13 protein-coding genes are annotated in these 18,281 nt (G+C 41.3%); 8 read left to right on the top strand and 5 right to left on the bottom strand.

Features of this window, described 5'->3' with window-relative positions:
- The first annotated feature begins 129 nt into the window (after nucleotides 1–129).
- The gene (locus Q0791_RS09975) at nucleotides 130–321 is read left to right on the top strand and encodes a DUF2986 domain-containing protein (RefSeq protein ID WP_299005562.1); all 192 of its coding nucleotides are present in this window, start codon (nucleotides 130–132) and stop codon (nucleotides 319–321) included.
- A gap of 493 nt (nucleotides 322–814) precedes the next feature.
- Here the strand turns inward: Q0791_RS09975 and Q0791_RS09970 are convergent, their stop codons facing one another.
- Both Q0791_RS09970 and Q0791_RS09965 read right to left on the bottom strand, forming a co-directional pair.
- Nucleotides 815–2,344 carry an MATE family efflux transporter gene (locus Q0791_RS09970; protein ID WP_299005559.1) on the bottom strand — a complete coding sequence of 510 codons (1,530 nt, stop codon included), beginning with the start codon at nucleotides 2,342–2,344 and terminating at the stop codon, nucleotides 815–817.
- A gap of 23 nt (nucleotides 2,345–2,367) precedes the next feature.
- Entirely contained in the window at nucleotides 2,368–3,201 is an 834-nt protein-coding gene (locus Q0791_RS09965; protein WP_299005654.1) for an ion transporter, read from the bottom strand.
- 264 nt (nucleotides 3,202–3,465) lie between these two features.
- Here Q0791_RS09965 and Q0791_RS09960 point away from each other — a divergent pair, with 264 nt between their 5' ends.
- The 4 genes from Q0791_RS09960 to Q0791_RS09945 all read left to right on the top strand — a co-directional run bounded on the left by Q0791_RS09960 (nucleotide 3,466) and on the right by Q0791_RS09945 (nucleotide 7,921).
- The gene (locus Q0791_RS09960; protein ID WP_299005556.1) at nucleotides 3,466–3,960 is read left to right on the top strand and encodes a L,D-transpeptidase family protein; all 495 of its coding nucleotides are present in this window, start codon (nucleotides 3,466–3,468) and stop codon (nucleotides 3,958–3,960) included.
- 33 nt (nucleotides 3,961–3,993) lie between these two features.
- Nucleotides 3,994–4,575 carry a VOC family protein gene (locus Q0791_RS09955; protein ID WP_299005553.1) on the top strand — a complete coding sequence of 194 codons (582 nt, stop codon included), beginning with the start codon at nucleotides 3,994–3,996 and terminating at the stop codon, nucleotides 4,573–4,575.
- Between the two features lie 336 nt (nucleotides 4,576–4,911).
- Nucleotides 4,912–5,847: a TAXI family TRAP transporter solute-binding subunit gene (locus Q0791_RS09950; protein ID WP_299005550.1), complete on the top strand. Its 936-nt coding sequence runs from the start codon at nucleotides 4,912–4,914 to the stop codon at nucleotides 5,845–5,847.
- A 181-nt stretch (nucleotides 5,848–6,028) separates the two neighbouring features.
- Complete coding sequence (locus Q0791_RS09945; protein ID WP_299005548.1) at nucleotides 6,029–7,921, top strand: TRAP transporter fused permease subunit; 1,893 nt, start codon at nucleotides 6,029–6,031, stop codon at nucleotides 7,919–7,921.
- Between the two features lie 624 nt (nucleotides 7,922–8,545).
- Here the strand turns inward: Q0791_RS09945 and lolE are convergent.
- From lolE to Q0791_RS09930, 3 genes are all read right to left on the bottom strand, one after another.
- Nucleotides 8,546–9,802, bottom strand: coding sequence for a lipoprotein-releasing ABC transporter permease subunit LolE (lolE, locus tag Q0791_RS09940; protein WP_299005545.1), 1,257 nt, complete (start codon nucleotides 9,800–9,802; stop codon nucleotides 8,546–8,548).
- Nucleotides 9,799–10,527, bottom strand: coding sequence for a lipoprotein-releasing ABC transporter ATP-binding protein LolD (lolD, locus tag Q0791_RS09935; protein ID WP_299005542.1), 729 nt, complete (start codon nucleotides 10,525–10,527; stop codon nucleotides 9,799–9,801). The genes lolE and lolD overlap by 4 nt, the downstream gene beginning before the upstream one ends.
- Before the next feature lie 87 nt (nucleotides 10,528–10,614).
- Nucleotides 10,615–11,847 carry a lipoprotein-releasing ABC transporter permease subunit gene (locus tag Q0791_RS09930; protein WP_299005539.1) on the bottom strand — a complete coding sequence of 411 codons (1,233 nt, stop codon included), beginning with the start codon at nucleotides 11,845–11,847 and terminating at the stop codon, nucleotides 10,615–10,617.
- Nucleotides 11,848–11,940: 93 nt separating this feature from the next.
- Here Q0791_RS09930 and Q0791_RS09925 point away from each other — a divergent pair, with 93 nt between their 5' ends.
- From Q0791_RS09925 to Q0791_RS09915, 3 genes are all read left to right on the top strand, one after another.
- Nucleotides 11,941–12,585: a hypothetical protein gene (locus tag Q0791_RS09925; protein WP_299005536.1), complete on the top strand. Its 645-nt coding sequence runs from the start codon at nucleotides 11,941–11,943 to the stop codon at nucleotides 12,583–12,585.
- Between the two features lie 156 nt (nucleotides 12,586–12,741).
- On the top strand, nucleotides 12,742–16,215 hold the full coding sequence (mfd, locus tag Q0791_RS09920; RefSeq protein WP_299005533.1) for a transcription-repair coupling factor: 3,474 nt from the start codon (nucleotides 12,742–12,744) through the stop codon (nucleotides 16,213–16,215).
- Between the two features lie 2 nt (nucleotides 16,216–16,217).
- Nucleotides 16,218–17,162 (top strand): peptidoglycan binding protein CsiV, encoded by a 945-nt coding sequence (locus Q0791_RS09915; RefSeq protein ID WP_299005530.1) that lies wholly within the window; start codon nucleotides 16,218–16,220, stop codon nucleotides 17,160–17,162.
- Nucleotides 17,163–18,281: the final 1,119 nt, after the last annotated feature.

Raw genomic sequence — 18,281 nt, 5'->3', positions numbered from 1 at the left:
ATACAATGAGTCCCTTGAAAGGGCAAGTTGGTAATGTGAATACTGAACTGCAAGATCACTCTGTTGTGGCGAGGATTAACGCTTTCAGGTAAAATTAATACCATTATTTAGCGTCACACATAAAAGATTATGAACAGAAAGCAGAAAATCATTAAAAAAACGGCGAAACGCGCTAAAGCAAAACTCAATAAACATACACCACCCACCATCAAAAAGTATGTCTCTAAAGCTGAGCGTGCAGCCAATCAAGCCTTAAAAGAAGCCTCTATGAAGGTCATCGATGAGGTGTCTTCCACACAAACAGACAAGGCTGAGCAATAAACTCTTACATTCAATTCGCAATATTCTGAATATATTATTCAGGATATTGCGAATTAAATATCTCAGTTTCAATAGTGATTATACCAATTCCATTATATAAGTGATCTTTCAGCGGGAATTCAACATGCTGTAGGCAAGGTCGTTAATTGCTCCTGCATTAACAGACAGTCCCACCATCCATGGCGGTCGCAGATGATTGAAGCTAATAGTGATTCTCGGCTTGGGTTCAAACGTCGCTCTACCTCCCTGATCTGATGTTTACGGATGAACAAATGTCGTGCTCACATGGATGTGAATGAACGACCATGAAATCGTATATCGAAAGCAGCTAAGTCACATAAAGTATGTTGAAACCCGCACACAGTGAGCTGCTCAGACATTCCACTTCAGCGTTGCATTCATTTGAAAGGGACTCACCATTACAGCATAAATGCGCCTTGAATTGAAAAGCTTGAGAAGCTCTGAATTAATCATCTATATAATAGAATTGGTATTATTTATTGTGTTTTAACCTTGCTTCATCATTCATGCGAATAAGCTCAATACTGGCGTCACAATCTTGCTCTTCCGTAAGCTGTGCCATTTGCGCGCATGAAGAAGACAAAGGGTTTTGAGTTGTCATACTAAAATCGGCCTCCTCAAGAGTCCTTACCGCTTCAACATCGCCGCCACTGACTTGCTGCTGCAATTTTATATCATGAGCCCTGTGGACCTTATCCACCAATCGATAAGCGATAATAATGCCTAACAACCCAAAAGCAATGGATCCTAAGGCTTGCCCTATCAGCACACCTTGTATTCCTCCCCACTTGGCCCCCAAATAGACGAAGGGCATAGTGCCTAATGTGGCTTTTCCTAAATTCAACACCGTTGAATATTTCGCCTTGCCGAGATTATTAAAAGACGCATTAGCAACAAATAAAGCCCCCGAAAAAACAAAAAATATTGCCATATATCGACAGAAGAAATCGATAATATTGGCAGCGTCGCCTTTCATGTCAAACAATACTATAATTTCTTGCCTCAAGAAAAATAAAATAAGAGAAACCACTAACACATACACAAAACAAAACTGTAATGCCTTAGTCAAAGTTTCTTTTACTCGCACAAAAGATAACGCGCCATAGTTTTGTCCCACGATGGGGCCTATCGCCCCCGATAACGCGAAAATCATACCAAATGACACAGGAATTAAACGACCTATCACAGCCCAACCAGCCACATATCCATCGCCAAAATCAGCAATAGTATGAGTGATAACACCGTTTCCTATAGGCGTCGCCACATTGGTTAACATTGCTGGGCCTGCGATACTAAAAATAGGTTTAAGATCATGCACAAATCCTTGTAAAGTAAAACGCCCAATGAGCTTATGTTTAACAATAATGCCATGACCTGATACCATCAAAACAGACAAGCGAGCAAATACTGACGCAATAGCTGCCCCCTCAATATTCATTGCTAATGCAAAAATAAAAATAGGGTCTAAAACCGCATTTACCCCTCCACCGACTAACGTGGACACCATAGAAAGTTTCGCATCACCCACTGCACGTAAGGCAGCCCCCAAAGACATGGCTAAGCAAATAATAGGCAGTGATGGGACTAAAATATACAAATAATTCGCCGCAAGTTCTGCTGTACGGCCTTTAGCCCCTATCATAGCTAATAATTCAGGAATAAAGGCCATCACTATGATAGCGACTACAATACCCACTATCACTGTCACAATCGCACTATTGACCAATAGTCGCTTTGCTTTTTCGACTTTTTTTGCACCAATGGAACGTGAAACTAATGCGCCAAGAGAAATAGACAAACCTATGCCTATCGCTGTGGTAAAAAATGAAATGGTGCCCGCATACCCAACCGCAGCGGCAAGCTCAACCTCTCCTAATAGACTTAAAAAGAACATATCGAGTAAATCAACAATGAATAAGGCGGAAATACCCACAGCAGCCGTTGAACTCATTACTAAAATATGCTTTAAAATCGAACCTTCTACAAACTTAGCCGTCGCCATAGGTACCCTTTTTCATTATATTGTTAAACAACATCTTGTAATTCATTGCCACACTGATAACAAAAATTGGCATCAGTATCATGGCCCGACTTTAAACAATTACTACAACGCCTTAAATCCCTATTTCGGCGCATTTCTTGGGAAATCTCAGCAGAAATTATACCTGTTGGAATGGCGATAATAGAATAACCAATCAGCATTGTCAGTGCAGCTATTCCCTGCCCCAGTTCCGTGACTGGCGTAATGTCACCATAACCCACAGTGGTAATAGTGACTATGGTCCAATATATAGACTTAGGAATCGATGTAAAACCATTCTCAGGACCTTCAACCGCATACATTACCGAACCTAATACCGAAACGATAAGGCTCACGGAAAAGAAAAACATAATCACTTTTCGAGAAGATTGTGTTAAGGCTTGTAGAAGCACATTCCCTTCACTTAAATAACGCAATAACTTCAGAACTCGAAACACTCTAAACAAGCGTAAAACGCGGATCACCATAGCGAAATTTGCACCAGGAAAGAATAAAATCAAGTAACTGGGCAAAATAGATAATAAATCAACAATACCGTAAAAACTTTTCGCATATTGCCATCGATTAGCAGAGCAGTATAACCGGGTAATATATTCAATAGTAAATAAAAATGTAAAAAACCATTCTAACTTTATAATCCAATCACCGTATGCGCCATGAATTGACACTATCGTATCCAAAAAGATCAAAGCAACACTCAAGGTGATACAGATAATCAAGCAAATATCAAAATAACGCCCTGCTGGAGTCTCCGTGCCAAAAATGATCCGTCTTAAACTCAACCTTAAACTCGATGCTTGCTCTCGCTCTTCTGACATACCCATATCACCTCCCTCTGTATAGAACGCCATACTAACAAAAAACCAAGCTTACCATTCATTTTATTCGCTAAAATAATGTATAACTAGACTATAATTTATTTATACTCGTGACTGAGGGATCCCATTAACGGGAGCATTTTGATTCAATATCTCAGCGACATCAGAGTCAGCCTTATTCTCACACAAACATTCCAACTCGTATTTTGACTATGTTTGAGTATAATAAGCCTCTTTTAATACTTCCTCTATTGGATTGGATATATGGCGTTACCTTTTTATGCTTTTATTGTCTTTCTTCTAACCCCCCTAACAGCTCACGCCCATTCTTCCACTAAAGCCGATTTAGTCGTTGTCACAAAATCTCAATTAGCACTCTCAGTGTTTAAAGAAGGAAAGTTATTGAAAAAATTCAATATTGCATTAGGCAGCAACCCTGTCGGCCCTAAGCGCAAAAGAGGTGATAAACGTACCCCTGAAGGTCGCTATACGCTAGATTACAAAAAAGAGGACAGTGCTTATTATCGCGCGATACATATTTCTTACCCTAATGAATACGATCTGCGTTACTCCAAAGCCAACGGGGTCGATCCCGGTGGGCAAATTATGATCCATGGCCAAGATCCCAATTCATCCATTCCGGTAGACAAAAGACAAAAATTTAATTGGACCGATGGCTGTATCGCCTTAACCAATAAGGATATTGATGAGCTCTGGCAATTGCTCGATGAAGGCACCCCTATCGTTATCCACCCATAGCACGCAAAAAAATATTAGAAAAAATATCAAAATATGAATACTATGACTTCTCCTCTTTCTTTTTCAAACTTACTACACTCTTGGCCTTCTTTTTGTAAAAAAATCCAATCTTTCATGAATGAACTTGATATTAGTACTTATCCTTTTGAGTGCGATCATGTCGCTATTCGCATTAACCAACTCACCGATGCGCTGCAACTTAAAAATAATGTTCATGAATTCGGTGACATTATTTCAGAAAATATCATTAATGGCCGCCCCATTTTAATCATTAAACTCCATCACTCCCTTCACCTTGGTGCCTTAACCATAGATTATTTAGAGCTGCCCTTTCCCAGTGAAAAACGCTACCCAGAACAAGGTTGGGAACATATAGAGCTTATCTTTCCTTCCAATGCCATAGATTGCCAAACACTCAGTGATGAACTGCTTCTTGCCATTCCCAAATTAGCGCCCATTATTGCTAACCAAACAAGTATCAAAGTGAAAATGAGTTCACCTAGAGGCGATAAGGAACGACTTCCCAATCCTACCATCGCCTTTAAAAAACATAATATCTGTATAAAAATACATCCACACCACATTAAAACAATCATTGCCTCTGAGCATAAATAAAAAAGCAAAAGACATGCTTCGAGCATGAAATATAACCGTATATTTCATGCTCAAAATATGATTATTGTCATTAATTCTCCTGAGTTACACACATTATTACAATTTGCTCACAAGTATCATCAACAATCCCTTTGCCATCAATAGCTCCTTCATTTATTTCTGAATTAACAGCCACTTTCATTCACTCATAATGACTCATATGCCTTGATTTTACTGTCACCTTATTATTTTCTGGCAATTTAAAGCAAAGTAAGTTGTACACTCATTGACTGAATCCAACAAAAGCCTTATACATTAACGATTATTAAAAAAACAATTTTTCTCGGAGTTTGCCTAATGATAGCGCTATCTAAATATATTGCCTTGGTTTTATTGCTCACTTTCTCGCTTCCATCGTCAGCGGAAACTTATACCATTGGCACGGGAAGCCAAAGCGGCACCTATTATCCTCTAGGCGGCATGTTAGCCAAAATCTGGTCTGAGAATATTCCCAATTTCGATATGCGTGCAGAGGTCACTTCGGCATCCGTTGAAAATATTGTAAAGGTCGCCTCAGGCCGACAGCTTGCTGGGATCAGTATGGGTAATGTCATGGAACAAGCCTATGAAGGCACAAAGCCTTTTCCAAGAAAAATGGATGTATCCGTTTTATTTACACTTTATCCTAATTTAGTCCAATTTATCGTACCTGCTGACTCTGACATTCACAATATAGAAGATTTAAAAGATAAACGTGTATCTTTAGGTGCACCAGGCTCAGGCACACGTATTAGTGCCCTCAATATCCTCAGTATTTTAGGGATCAATAAAAACGATCTAGACAGTCAAGCCCTCAATTACAGTGCCACCACTCGTGCTTTAGCCAATGGCCAAATTGATGCTGGAGTCATTGTTGGCAGTTTAGGTGTCGGCGCCATTACTGAATTATCGTTAACTCGCAATGTTCGAGTTTTATCATTTTCAAAGCAACAACTGGATAAAATATCGAAAGCCAATCCCGCTTATTATACTTATATAGCCCCTGCTGGCAGTTATAACAATGTGCCTGCATTTACCGTTCCTGCCGTATGGAATGTCTTATTCGTCAATAATAATCTCGATGATGATTTAGCCTATCAAATGACCAAAGTCGCTTTTGAGCATATTGATGAATTGCGCAATGCCATTAGTGTGACTCAATCAACGACTGTGGATAATATGGACGAACTCGCCGATGTCCCTCTGCATCCAGGGGCACAAAAATATTTCGACGAACATAGAAGCAAACAATAATATTCCTCATCCCTTAAGGGTAGGGATCTTTTCAGATCACGCGAAAGTATCATCCTAGCGCTCGTGGGCACTTTATTTAAGACCATCAGCAACTGACACGTTAATAGTCAACAGCATCAATATTCACACACTGCATTAATTCTGACAATAAATGCAGTGTGTGTCCCGATAGGAGAAAAGTATGTCTGCTCCCCTAATATCTGGCCGATATCTAAGCGATCAATTAGTACAAGTCGCCAGCCTCATTGCCATTTCATTGTCCGTCTTTCAACTATGGCAAGGAGCCACTGCCGATTTACCTGCCACCAGCTTTAGGCCCATTCATCTCACTTGGGTCCTCGTTCTGGTTTTTCTCGTTTATCCTTCCATCAAACATGAAACATCACCGCGTTTATACCCTATTGGAAGATTGATAGATCTCGGTTTAATCGCGGCTGTTATCTTCAGTGGTTGGACAATTCTTACCTTTGATTATGATGATATGAGTTTTTTATTTGACGGACTCAACTTACAAGATCGCATTGCAGGAGGGTTACTACTATTATTATTACTAGAAGCGACACGCCGCACCGTGGGCATCGTCATGGCTGGAATCGCTATTTTCTTTCTCACTTATGCCATGTTTGGGGATTTACTCCCATCAGTGGTTGCCAGTAAAAGCTTTTCACTAGAAGAAATTATTCGTTTTCATATCTTTTCAACAAATGGTGTCTTTGGTGCCCCCTTAGCCATTGCCGCCGGTGTCGTGTTCATTTTCGTTTTATTTGGCGCATTTCTCCAAGTGTGTGGCGCAGGACAATTCTTCATCGATTGCGCCTTTGCTATCGCAGGAAAATATCGAGGGGGCCCTGCTAAAGCCAGTGTTATTGCTTCTGCTGCCTTGGGATCGATTTCAGGCTCAGCCATTGCCAATACTGTGACAACCGGCGCTTTGACCATCCCTATGATGAAAAAGTTAGGCTATAGGCCAGAAGAAGCGGCGGGCATAGAGGCATCGGCTTCAACGGGCGGGCAGATCATGCCGCCTGTTATGGGAGCAGGCGCCTTTGTCATGGCTCAATTTACCGGCATTGCTTATGGCGATATTTTACTTGTCTCCATTGCCCCTGCCATTTTATATTTTGCCTGTACTTTGCTTTACGTTCATCTCATGGCATGTAAATTAAATTTAAAAGGCATGGATAGGATAGAACAATTTAGCACTGTGATGGCTAAAGGTTGGCACTTTCTCATTCCACTCATTTTAATTACCAGCTTACTCGTCCTGAGCTATTCACCGGTTTTAGTTGGCATTGCGGGTTGTGCTGCTGTTATCTTTTCCGCCATGTGCCGAAAATCAACGCGTATTACGTTAAGCACTTTCTTTTCGGGAATGAAACAAGGTGCGCTGCAAGCATTACCGATTTCTGTTGCATGTGGCAGCGCCGGCATTGTGGTTGGCGTCGTCGGGCAGACAGGGATCGGCTTACAATTCACACAATTTCTCATGGTACTTTCGAGTGGATACTTATGGTCGGTGCTCGCGCTCATCGCCTTTGCTGCTGTAATTTTAGGCATGGGACTTCCAGTAACGGCTGCCTATATAGTGTTATCTATTATGGCCGTTCCTTCACTCACCGAACTAGGTGTTGACTTACTCACTGCACACATGATTGTTTTTTGGCTCTCTCAAACTTCCAATGTGACGCCACCCATTGCATTAGCCGCTTTTGCGGGTGCCGCAATAGCAAAAGCCTCTCCCATGAAATCGGCAATACAAGCCTTTAAACTCTCTCAAGGGTTTTTCATCATTCCTGCTATGATGGCTTTCTCGGGTCTTATTTTTTATGGTGAAGTGTCCTTAACAAGTTACTTCTATGCCATCTTCATCACCATCATATTGATTTTAGGCTTTGCTGCTAGTATTGAAGGTTTCTTTTTCCATCCATTACCCGTTTGGCAACGCTTGCTACTACTGAGTGCCAGTTTAAGCATCCTACTGAGTCAAGATACACTCAGATTAATTGGTATCATCATGGTTGGAATAATACTCATTTATGACTTTTTCAATAAGAAAAAAACACAATCGAAGTAATAAAAAAGAAGCCTATATCCTCCACTTTTAAAGCACACGATAAGTAAATGACAAACTTACAATGGATTAATTTAAGTTTAAATTAATCCATTGTTTTTAAATTAAAAATATTATTAGTATAAATACTCATTCACAAAGTATTACAAATCAAAGGTCTGTAAACATCAATATTCAGGATATATTCAGCTTTAAAGGCGCATTCTTCCCGCCACCATTGAATTAATAGGATTCAATATTATGTTCGGTCATAGAGTCAACTCTGCAAAGAAGCTCAACTGTCAACGTACTGCTTCATCGCATACTTCATTTTTAAAGCCGATAAAAATCAAACCTATATTTCATAAGTTTCATAGGCCAGTTCAGGGTCAAAAAACACGCTTTAAAAATACCATCACACCACTACTCTTATTCTTGACGTTATTTTTTTCTCTCTATATCGCTGTCCTTGTTGGTGCAAGAATTGCCTATTTTCTGCCATTTTAATTCAAAATGCTGCCAGCAATAGCAAAGCGAACCTAATACCCATTCCATTATATAAGTGAGCTTCTCAGACAGTCCAATTCAGCATTACATTGAATTGAAAAGCCTGAGAAGTTATTCATACAACCTTTTCAGTAAACGCGATCACCATCCCGCCAACGCACGTGCAGGCTGAGTTTTACTGGCTTTATAGGCTGGATAAAGTGTAGCAATCAGACTCATGAAAAAAGCCAATGACGTCACACTAATAACATCTGACATGAGCAGTTTTGAGGGGAGGAAGTCGATAAAATAAACATCGGCAGATAAAAGCTGTATACCAAATAAAGCCTCAATACTCTTGGCTATATCGCTTAAATTAAGTGCAATCAAACCCCCTGAAATAACCCCTAATGCGCAGCCTAAAATCCCGTTAAAGGCCCCTTGCACAACAAAAATTCCCATAATACTGCTTCGTTTCATTCCCATGGTTAATAAAATGGCTATTTCGGATTGCTTATCCCGCACCGCCATCACTAAAGTCGATACAATATTAAAGCAGGCAACTGCAATCACTAATGCAAGTACTAAGTACATGATCATCCTGACCATTTGAATATCTGAATATAAATTACCCTGAGTGCGCGTCCAGTCATTTATGTATAAGTATTGCTGTTGATTATAACCTAGCTCTCTGATTAAACGGGGAGCATCAAACACTTTATCCACCTTAATCCGAACGCCAGTGACATCACTGCCTAAGCCCAATAAGTGACTTGCATAAGCCATTGGAATATAGGCAGTTGTTAAATCTAATTCCCCGCCAATGGAAAAAATACCCGACACCACAAAGCGATGACTTTTTGCTTGGCGGATCTGTCCATTTTGAGATTGAGCCCCCAATTCTGGCGTATACAGACTCAAAGATTGACCCACTTTAAGATCTAACGCTTTTGCCAATCCTTTTCCAAGGACAATATTGTTACTGTTCGACTGGCTTAAACTCTGCCAACTCTTAGCTGACATAAACTGACTGATACTGGAGACTGTCGACTCTAACTTAGGATCGATGCCAATCACTGACACCCCTTGAAAACCTTTAGGCTTTTGCACTAAACCTTGAATTTGTATCAAAGGCGCAGCCGACACTATTCCAGGAATGTTAATGGCCTCTTTCACTATTTTTTGCCAATCACTGATCCCCCCATTGACACCCGTCAGCTCTCCATGGGGCACGACACCCAGCAAACGCTGCTCTAATTCACGTTCAAATCCATTCATGGCAGACAGCACAATAATCAGTACTGCCACGCCCAGTGCAATCCCTGCTGTCGATGCAAATGAAATAAAACTGATAAATCGATTAGATTGTCTAGCAAGATAAAACCGTAAGCCCACCCATAGTGCTAACCCTTTATTCATGTGTTATCACCTGCTTGAATATGCGCGACGCCATTGACAGCATCTAACTGACTCAAATGACCATCTTTCATGTGCAATTGTCTATCCATTCTTGCCGCCAACTGAAGATCATGAGTCACAACAACAAAAGCCGTTCCTAGCTGCTGCGCCAACTCTTTAATGAGTACATACACATCTTCACCACTTTTCGCGTCTAAATTCCCCGTAGGCTCATCGGCTAGCACTAACTTAGGTTTGTTAATTAACGCGCGAGCAATGGCAACACGTTGACGCTCTCCTCCCGACATTTCGGCTGGAGTGTGATTAAGTCTATGTTCAAGTCCAACTCTCGACAGTAAGGCTTTTGCCTCAAGGAGTACTTGCTGACGAGGTCTTCCCTCAATAAATCCCGGCATCGCCACATTCTCAAGGGCAGAAAATTCAGGTAACAAATGATGGAACTGATAAATAAAGCCTAAATCGGTATTTCTTAATCGAGCTTGGCGCTTATTCGATAGCCCATAGATATCTTCTCCTTCCAATAGCACTTGGCCTTCACTGGGACTGTCTAAGGTTCCTATGATATGCAATAAAGTGCTTTTTCCAGAGCCCGAGCTTCCGACAATGGCAAGCTGCTCACCTTTAAACACTTGTAAATCCACTTGATGCAATACTTTGGTCTCAAGACGGCCTTCCGTATACACTTTACTCACTCGACTCACATCTAATAAAATTTCTGGCTTCATCTTAGGACTCGTTTCTTATCACCCATTGAGTGACAACTTAAATTTTCAATTTCAAAAAAACTCTGACTTCTTTCTACAAAAGCTTAATTACTCATATCGCAATGCGCTAGCGGGCTCAACACGGGCCGCTTTCATTGCAGGATAAATTGTCGCAATCACACTAATCACCAAGGTTCCCAGCACAATACTTAATAATTGATGGGTCTGTAATAACACAGGTAAACGTTGCCCGGCACCTAAAATCGATAATCCTAGAATATGGGTGATTTCATTTAAGTTTGTTGTTAATAGCAGGCCAATCACTACTCCGCCAATCAGGCCAATCGCAGCGTTCAAGGAACCTTGAATAATAAAGATCCCCATAATCTGACCTGTGCCTAAGCCTTGGGTTTTCAATACTGCCACATCCGTGGTTTTATCGACCACCATCATGACCAAGGCTGATACGATATTAAACGCTGCCACGGCAATAATCAGACAAAGCATGAGCGACATCATGTTCTTTTCCATTTTCACTGCACTAAATAAATCACCATAAGTATGGCGCCAATCTGTTGTGGTCACTTCAATGCCCTGTTCAGCAAATAAGGCTTTCACTTGAGGTGCTAACTGAGCCGCACTAAAAGGATCGGTTAAATATAACCTTAGCTGTTTCACTTCCCCGGGTGTTTGCCTCATCAAACGCTGTGCATCTTCATAATAAATATAAGCCACACTGGCATCGACCTGCGAGCCCATTTCAAAAATGCCCGCAACGGTAAATTTACGCTGACTTGGCATAGGTCCTAACGGCGAATAAACCACGCCATCGCCACTTAATAAGCGTACCTTATCCCCTGTTGATACATCCAGCAATCGCGCCAACTCGCCTCCTAAAATCACTTTATATTGCTTAGACTTCAGCGCATCAAAGTTTCCTGAATAGATCTGCTTCGCCACATTCAGTAAAGGATCTTCATATTGAGGATAAATACCATAGACTTGCACGGCGCGAATATTATTGGCTGATTGCACCATAGCTTGCGTTGAAACACTGGGGGTCGCGCCTACCACACCGGGTAACTGTTTCAATTTTTCTATTTGCGCTTTCCAATCCGTTAAAGGGTGATTTGCATGAACAGTCAGCTGAGGCACCGCCCCCAAAATACGTTGTTTTAACTGACCTTCTAGGCCACTCATCACTGAGCTCACCACAATCAGTGCTGCAACCCCCAATAAGATCCCAGAAACAGAAAAAAGCGTAATAAATGAAGCAAAGCTATTGGTTTTTCTCGCTTTCCAGTATCGAAAGCCTATGTATAAAGGTAATTTTAAATTCATGGACAATGTTGTACTTTTATCGTACAGCCTTGCTAAATCATAGAGATAGGAACAATAATAGAGGGAATAGATATAAAAACAAGAGGCAATGCCTTGTTCACCGACTCAACACCTTATTTTAGTGTCACCCATTCCTTTGAGGTTTTTCTCGAAACTTGGCCCAAAGGTCGTCCACTTCCTACAGAAACACAGTTGCATCATTTACTTCCAACAGGTATGCAACTCATGAGTGATGTCAAAGCCCTTGAAGCTGATTGTTTATTGCAACTGCGTCACTTAGATGATGAAAGTCAAACCATTATTGACTACTTAAAATTACAATCGCGAAAAATAGACTTAGTACTGCAACATGTCCTTGCACAAACACCCCACTCTGGAAAAGCCGTTAAAGGCATACGTTTTGGCGGAAGTGGTATTCAAGTGTTAAGCGAGATGCCCCTTCCTCTCAATGGGCAATATAAAGTCACACTTTTTATCAAAGAGGAGCTTATTTCCATCATGTGTTTCGGCCAAGTCACTCAGTCAAACCAAGTTAACACGCTTGTTAATTCTAATGAAAAAAATCACATTGACATGGCTCCCTTGGCAAGCAATAACAGCGCCGAGACTGAGCATGCCAAGTCTTTTATGAGCGAATTAACCTTTAATATTATACAAGACGGTGATATCGAGCAATTGGTCAAAGCCAGTTTAAATGTGCAACAAAAACAACTTAAACAGCGCAAATTTCACCCTTAACACGGTACGACCCATTCGTTAAAGTGGGCCTTTATTCAGATGCACTTTCTGTCATGAAGGCAAGCTAAGCTTCAGGTTAGCTATAGTATATTCCCATCATTTGGGTATACTATGGCCACCCAATTTGTTGTCAATTGACTGGTTTACCTCGACTTCATGAATGCATTCTCAATATTAACCCCACCAGGCGTTAAAGCGGCGCCTCAAGTTCAAACCTTGAGAACGCCAATTGGCGCTGCACAGGCTATTACCCTTGCCAACATTGCTCAGCAATACACTGGACTCACACTTGTTGTCACTCATGATACGCCTAGCGCCATTGCACTTGAAGCTGAGCTGAGTTATTTACTCAAAGAAAAAAAACTGCCTATTTGGCTATTCCCTGATAGAGAAACCCTACCTTATGATGCCTTTTCCCCTCATCGAGATCTGATCTCTCAGCGTCTGGCTACTTTATCACAATTACTGCAAGCTAAGCAGGGGCTTGTCATCGTACCAATGGCCACTCTAATGGTGCGTTTACCGCCAAAAACGTTTTTAAGTGGTAATGTATTGATGCTCCAAAAAGGCGATACCTATCATTTAAGTGACATGCGACAACAGTTAGTCGATACAGGGTATCATTTAGTGGAGCAGGTCTATGAACACGGTGAATTTGCTGTCAGAGGCGCCATCATTGACATCTTTCCTATGGGTTCCAACAAGCCGTTTCGCATTGAATTATTCGACGATGAAGTCGAATCAATTCGGCATTTTGATCCTGAAACTCAACGCTCTAATGAAGAAATTGACCGTATTCGTTTATTACCGGCAAAAGAGTTTCCAACCGATAACAAGGCCATTGAAGGATTTAGGCAACGTTATCGTCGTCAATTTGAGGTATTAGTCAAAGAGCCGGGCTCCGTTTATCAAATGGTCAGTAAAAATACCTTACCTGCTGGCATTGAAAATTATCTCCCCCTCTTTTTCGATGAAACCGCCAGCTTATTTGATTATTTACCTAAACAAACACAACTCATTGCATTAGGGGAACTAACCCAAGCGGCCAATAATCATTTAAAAGAAGTGCAAACCCGTTATGAAGAGCGGCGGGTCGATCCACTTCGTCCCTTATTGCCGCCAAAAGACTTATACCTATTAACAGAGCAAGTCTTTGCCGCATTTAAACACATGCCGCAATTGCAATTAAAAACGGGGGAAATAAGCAGTACCCACATCAAGGCTAAAACGGCCTCATTACCCGAGCTGACCGCTAATCATAAACTCAAACAACCCCTTGAAGCACTCAAAAACTATGCCAGCACTCAAGTGAATTTACTTTTCAGTGCAGAATCGGAAGGACGACGTCAGGCCATCGTTGAACTCTTGAGTAAAATTGGATTAAAACCCACTTTATTTGATCATTTCGATGATTATCTGGCTAACCCGACTCCCGTGGCATTGATTGTATCGCCGCTTTCTCAGGGATGCATTATCACTCCACCTTCGGATCAGGATTTTAGCTTAATTTGTGAAACAGAGCTCTTTGGGCATCGTATTTCTCAGCACAGGCGCCGTGAAAAACAAAAACAGATAAGCAATGATGCATTAATTAAAAATTTAGCGGAACTCAAAGTCGGTCAGCCTATTGTTCATCTTGATCACGGCGTTGCTCATTATCAAGGACTCGAAACCTTAGATACGGGTGGACTTGTCGCCGAATACTTAGTGCTTGAATACGCTGGAGGTGACAAGCTCTATGTTCCCGTCGCCGCTTTGCATCTCATTAGTCGCTACAGTGTGGGGCCCGATGAAGAAGCCACACTCAATAAACTGGGCAATGAGAGCTGGACCAAAGCCAAACGTAAGGCCATTGAAAAAATCCGTGATGTTGCCGCCGAACTTCTGGATGTCTATGCCAGACGGCAAGCGCGACCTGGGGATGCGTGTAAACTGGAAGAACAAGAATATGCACAATTTGCCAGTAGTTTTCCCTTTGAAGAAACCGTGGATCAAGAAACCGCTATCAAGGACGTGCTCAATGATATGTGCTCTCCTATTGCCATGGATAGACTCGTCTGTGGTGATGTGGGCTTTGGCAAAACAGAAGTCGCCATGCGTGCCGCCTTTGTGGCCATAAATGACGGTAAACAAGTGGCCGTTTTAGTGCCTACAACCTTACTCGCTCAACAACATTTTGAGAATTTCAGCGACCGATTTGCCGACTGGCCCATTAAAGTCGAAGTGCTATCCCGTTTTAAAACCGCCAAAGAACAACAAAACGTCATGCTTGAACTGGAAGCAGGCAAAGTCGATGTGGTCATAGGCACGCACAAATTACTGCAATCTGATGCCAAATTTGAAAACTTAGGCTTACTCATTATCGATGAAGAGCATAGATTTGGCGTAAGGCAAAAAGAAAAAATCAAAGCACTACGCGCCAATGTGGACATACTCACATTAACGGCCACGCCGATTCCACGCACCTTAAATATGGCCATGTCAGGCATGCGTGATTTATCCATAATTGCCACACCTCCCGCCAAACGACTCGCAGTCAAAACCTTTATTCGTGAGTATGACGATGCAACGATTCGAGAAGCTTTATTAAGGGAAATTCTCCGCGGCGGACAAGTTTACTTTTTACATAACAGCGTCGAGACCATAGAGCAAAGAGCTGCTGAAATTGCGGACTTATTGCCAGAAGCAAGAGTCGTCACCGCCCATGGACAAATGCGCGAGCGAGAGCTGGAGCGAGTCATGTCAGACTTTTACCATCAGCGCTTTAATGTCTTAGTCTGTACCACTATCATAGAAACGGGCATTGATGTGCCTTCTGCCAATACCATTGTTATAGAGCGAGCGGACAAATTTGGTTTGGCGCAATTACATCAATTACGAGGTCGAGTCGGCCGCTCTCATCATCAGGCCTATGCGTATTTATTAACGCCACACACAAAACGCTTAACAAAAGATGCCCGTAAACGGCTTGAAGCCATTAGTGCCCTTGAAGATTTAGGCGCAGGATTTATGCTCGCCACACAAGATTTAGAAATTCGTGGTGCGGGTGAACTATTAGGGGATGAGCAAAGTGGCCATATTTCTAAAATCGGCTTTAGCCTGTATATGGAAATGCTTGAAGATGCGGTGAAATCCCTCAAGCAAGGCAAAGAGCCTTCCCTTGAACATATGCTCAAACATCAAAGTGAAATCGAACTGAGGATCCCCGCTTTATTACCCGATGATTATGTTGCCGATGTGAATATTCGCTTATCTTTATATAAGCGCATAGCCAACTGCACCAGTCAAAAAGCCCTTGATGAGCTCAAAGTAGAACTGATCGATCGTTTTGGTTTATTGCCTGAGCCCACTAAAAACCTACTGGCATTAAGTTTTTATAAGCATCAAGCCACAGAGCTTGGGATCAAGAAAATTGAGATGCACGCCAAAGGTGGCAGCTTAGAGTTTAATGATGATCACAGTATCGATCCTGGCTTTATTATCGGTTTATTACAGCAGCAGCCACAAATTTATCGAATGGATGGCCCTGCTAAGTTAAAATTCAATCTGCCGTCGAAGTCTTATCAAGACAGGCTGGCCTTGCTTAAATTGCTCTTGGAGCAATTATCCCAACATCGTCTTGGAGAATAAACGTGCTACGACTTAGTCTTATTTTACTTAGCTTATTATCTGTGAGTGTTCATGCAGAAGATGAGCGTTGGTTTGAAGTTGAAATTTATGTGTATCAGCATAATAGTAACAGTGTTGAACAGTGGCCCACTCAAGTCACACCACTCAAGCTCAACAATGCAATTGATTTAATCGCGCCTGTCACCAGTACCGATTTAAGCTCAGTACGCAACGGCCTTACCAGCTGCAGCTCTCAAGATTGGGCAACCAATAGTGATGAGTGCAACGCCCAATTAACCACCCGCTCCAATGTCAATACACCAAAAAACCTACCGGTTGAAATCGCCGCCCCTCAACCTGCTACGGCTTACACTGGCGATGGCCCCGTATTATTGGCTAAGAGCCAGAGTCAATTTAGCGATATCATCAAAAAAATAGCCAGACAACCCGGCACCACCAGCTTATTGCATATGACATGGCAACAAGCCATGAAACCAAGAAGTCAAGCCAAGCCATTACACCTTTATGCTGGGCACGATTTTGAAAACGCCTATGATTATGATGGACAAGCCCTTAGCGTCAATCAAAGCAGTGACGACATTCCCCGCTTTGATTTTATGCAAGATATTTATGATCATTCAAGCAAAGGCCCAGTTTGGCAGCTCGATGGCACCTTAAACATTTACCTTAATCACTATTTATACATAGAGGCGGCGTTAAACTTAAGGGAGGAAGGCACTAAGCAAGTCCTCGTCACTAAAGACCATCTCAGTGACACCGCTAACGGTTATCAAATCAATAATGGGCTTACCGAAACAGAGTCAACCCCTTTTCTATACGCCATTCCACTTAAACAAAACCGTCGCGTACGTAGTGGCGAGATCCACTATTTTGATCACCCCCAAATGGGCATGATCATTCAAATTCGTAAAATGACGCAGCCTAGTACGCTATCGACAGGTTATTAAAATCAATGCCTAATGCCTCTTGCCTATTCGAAAACTCGATTGGGCAAGAAGAGCATATTCGAAATAATGATATCGATGGGATATTAAAAAGTCTATTCATTATCAATGGGTAAACAAAAGTACTGGACATAAGCATTTATATTCGTAAATGAAATAAACTCAGTCCAGTACGCTATCAACAGGTTATTAGGTAAACGGTTAGCAGCCCATTATTTTGCCCTCAAATTAACGATAGACACGACTCAAATAATGGGCATGATCATGCAAATTCGTAAAATGACGCAACCTAGTACATTATCAACGGGATATTAGTTGAACGGTTCATTATCGACAGATTATTAAAAAAGCTATTCATGATCCAAAGACTAGCAAATATGGGTCCATTATTTTGCCCTCAAACTAACGATAGACACGACTCAAATAATGGGCATGATCATTCAAATTCGTAAAATGACGCAGCCTAGTACGCTATCGACAGGTTATTAAAAAATTTATTTTTCCAATTACTTAGGACTAGTGAGTATAAGCCCATTATTTTGATCACACACGACTCAAATAATGGGCATGATCATGCAAATTCGTAAAATGACGCAACCTAGTACATTATCAACGGGATATTAAAATCAATGCTTCTTGCCTATTCGGAAACTCGATTGGGCAAACTAGTCAAAACGGGGTCATTATCGCTTCATTAATCATGATAAGCAGGCCGAATAATATAACAACCTTCTTGAAATCTAGTACTATCAACATAAGCCTCAATAGCTTTAAAAACCTTATCGTCATTACATCTATTCTTTGACGACAATGGTGCAGGATCATTGAGTAAGGCTTCAATTTTATAAATGAAATCTCCAATTAAATTTATAAAGTCATTAGTTTGATCTACTTTATATATCAGTACATTATCATTCCTTTGTCTTCCTGATATAACAAACTTTTGTAAAGCGATACTTTTTTCACCGCACTCTTCAGCTTCCTTATATGCTAAGCTTTTCCAGTTTCCTTTTTGTAACTGTAAATTTATTTTACTGGTTAATGCGGCGTTGTTGCTTAAATCTAAGGAACCATTTGGTCATTCTGTGATCTGATCTTGTCAGTACGAAAACGAGACAGATG

This window comes from uncultured Shewanella sp. (genome assembly GCF_947495455.1).
GTDB lineage: Bacteria > Pseudomonadota > Gammaproteobacteria > Enterobacterales > Shewanellaceae > Shewanella.
Note: the sequence above shows the minus strand (reverse complement) of the source record. Positions and strands in the feature narration are given on the sequence as shown.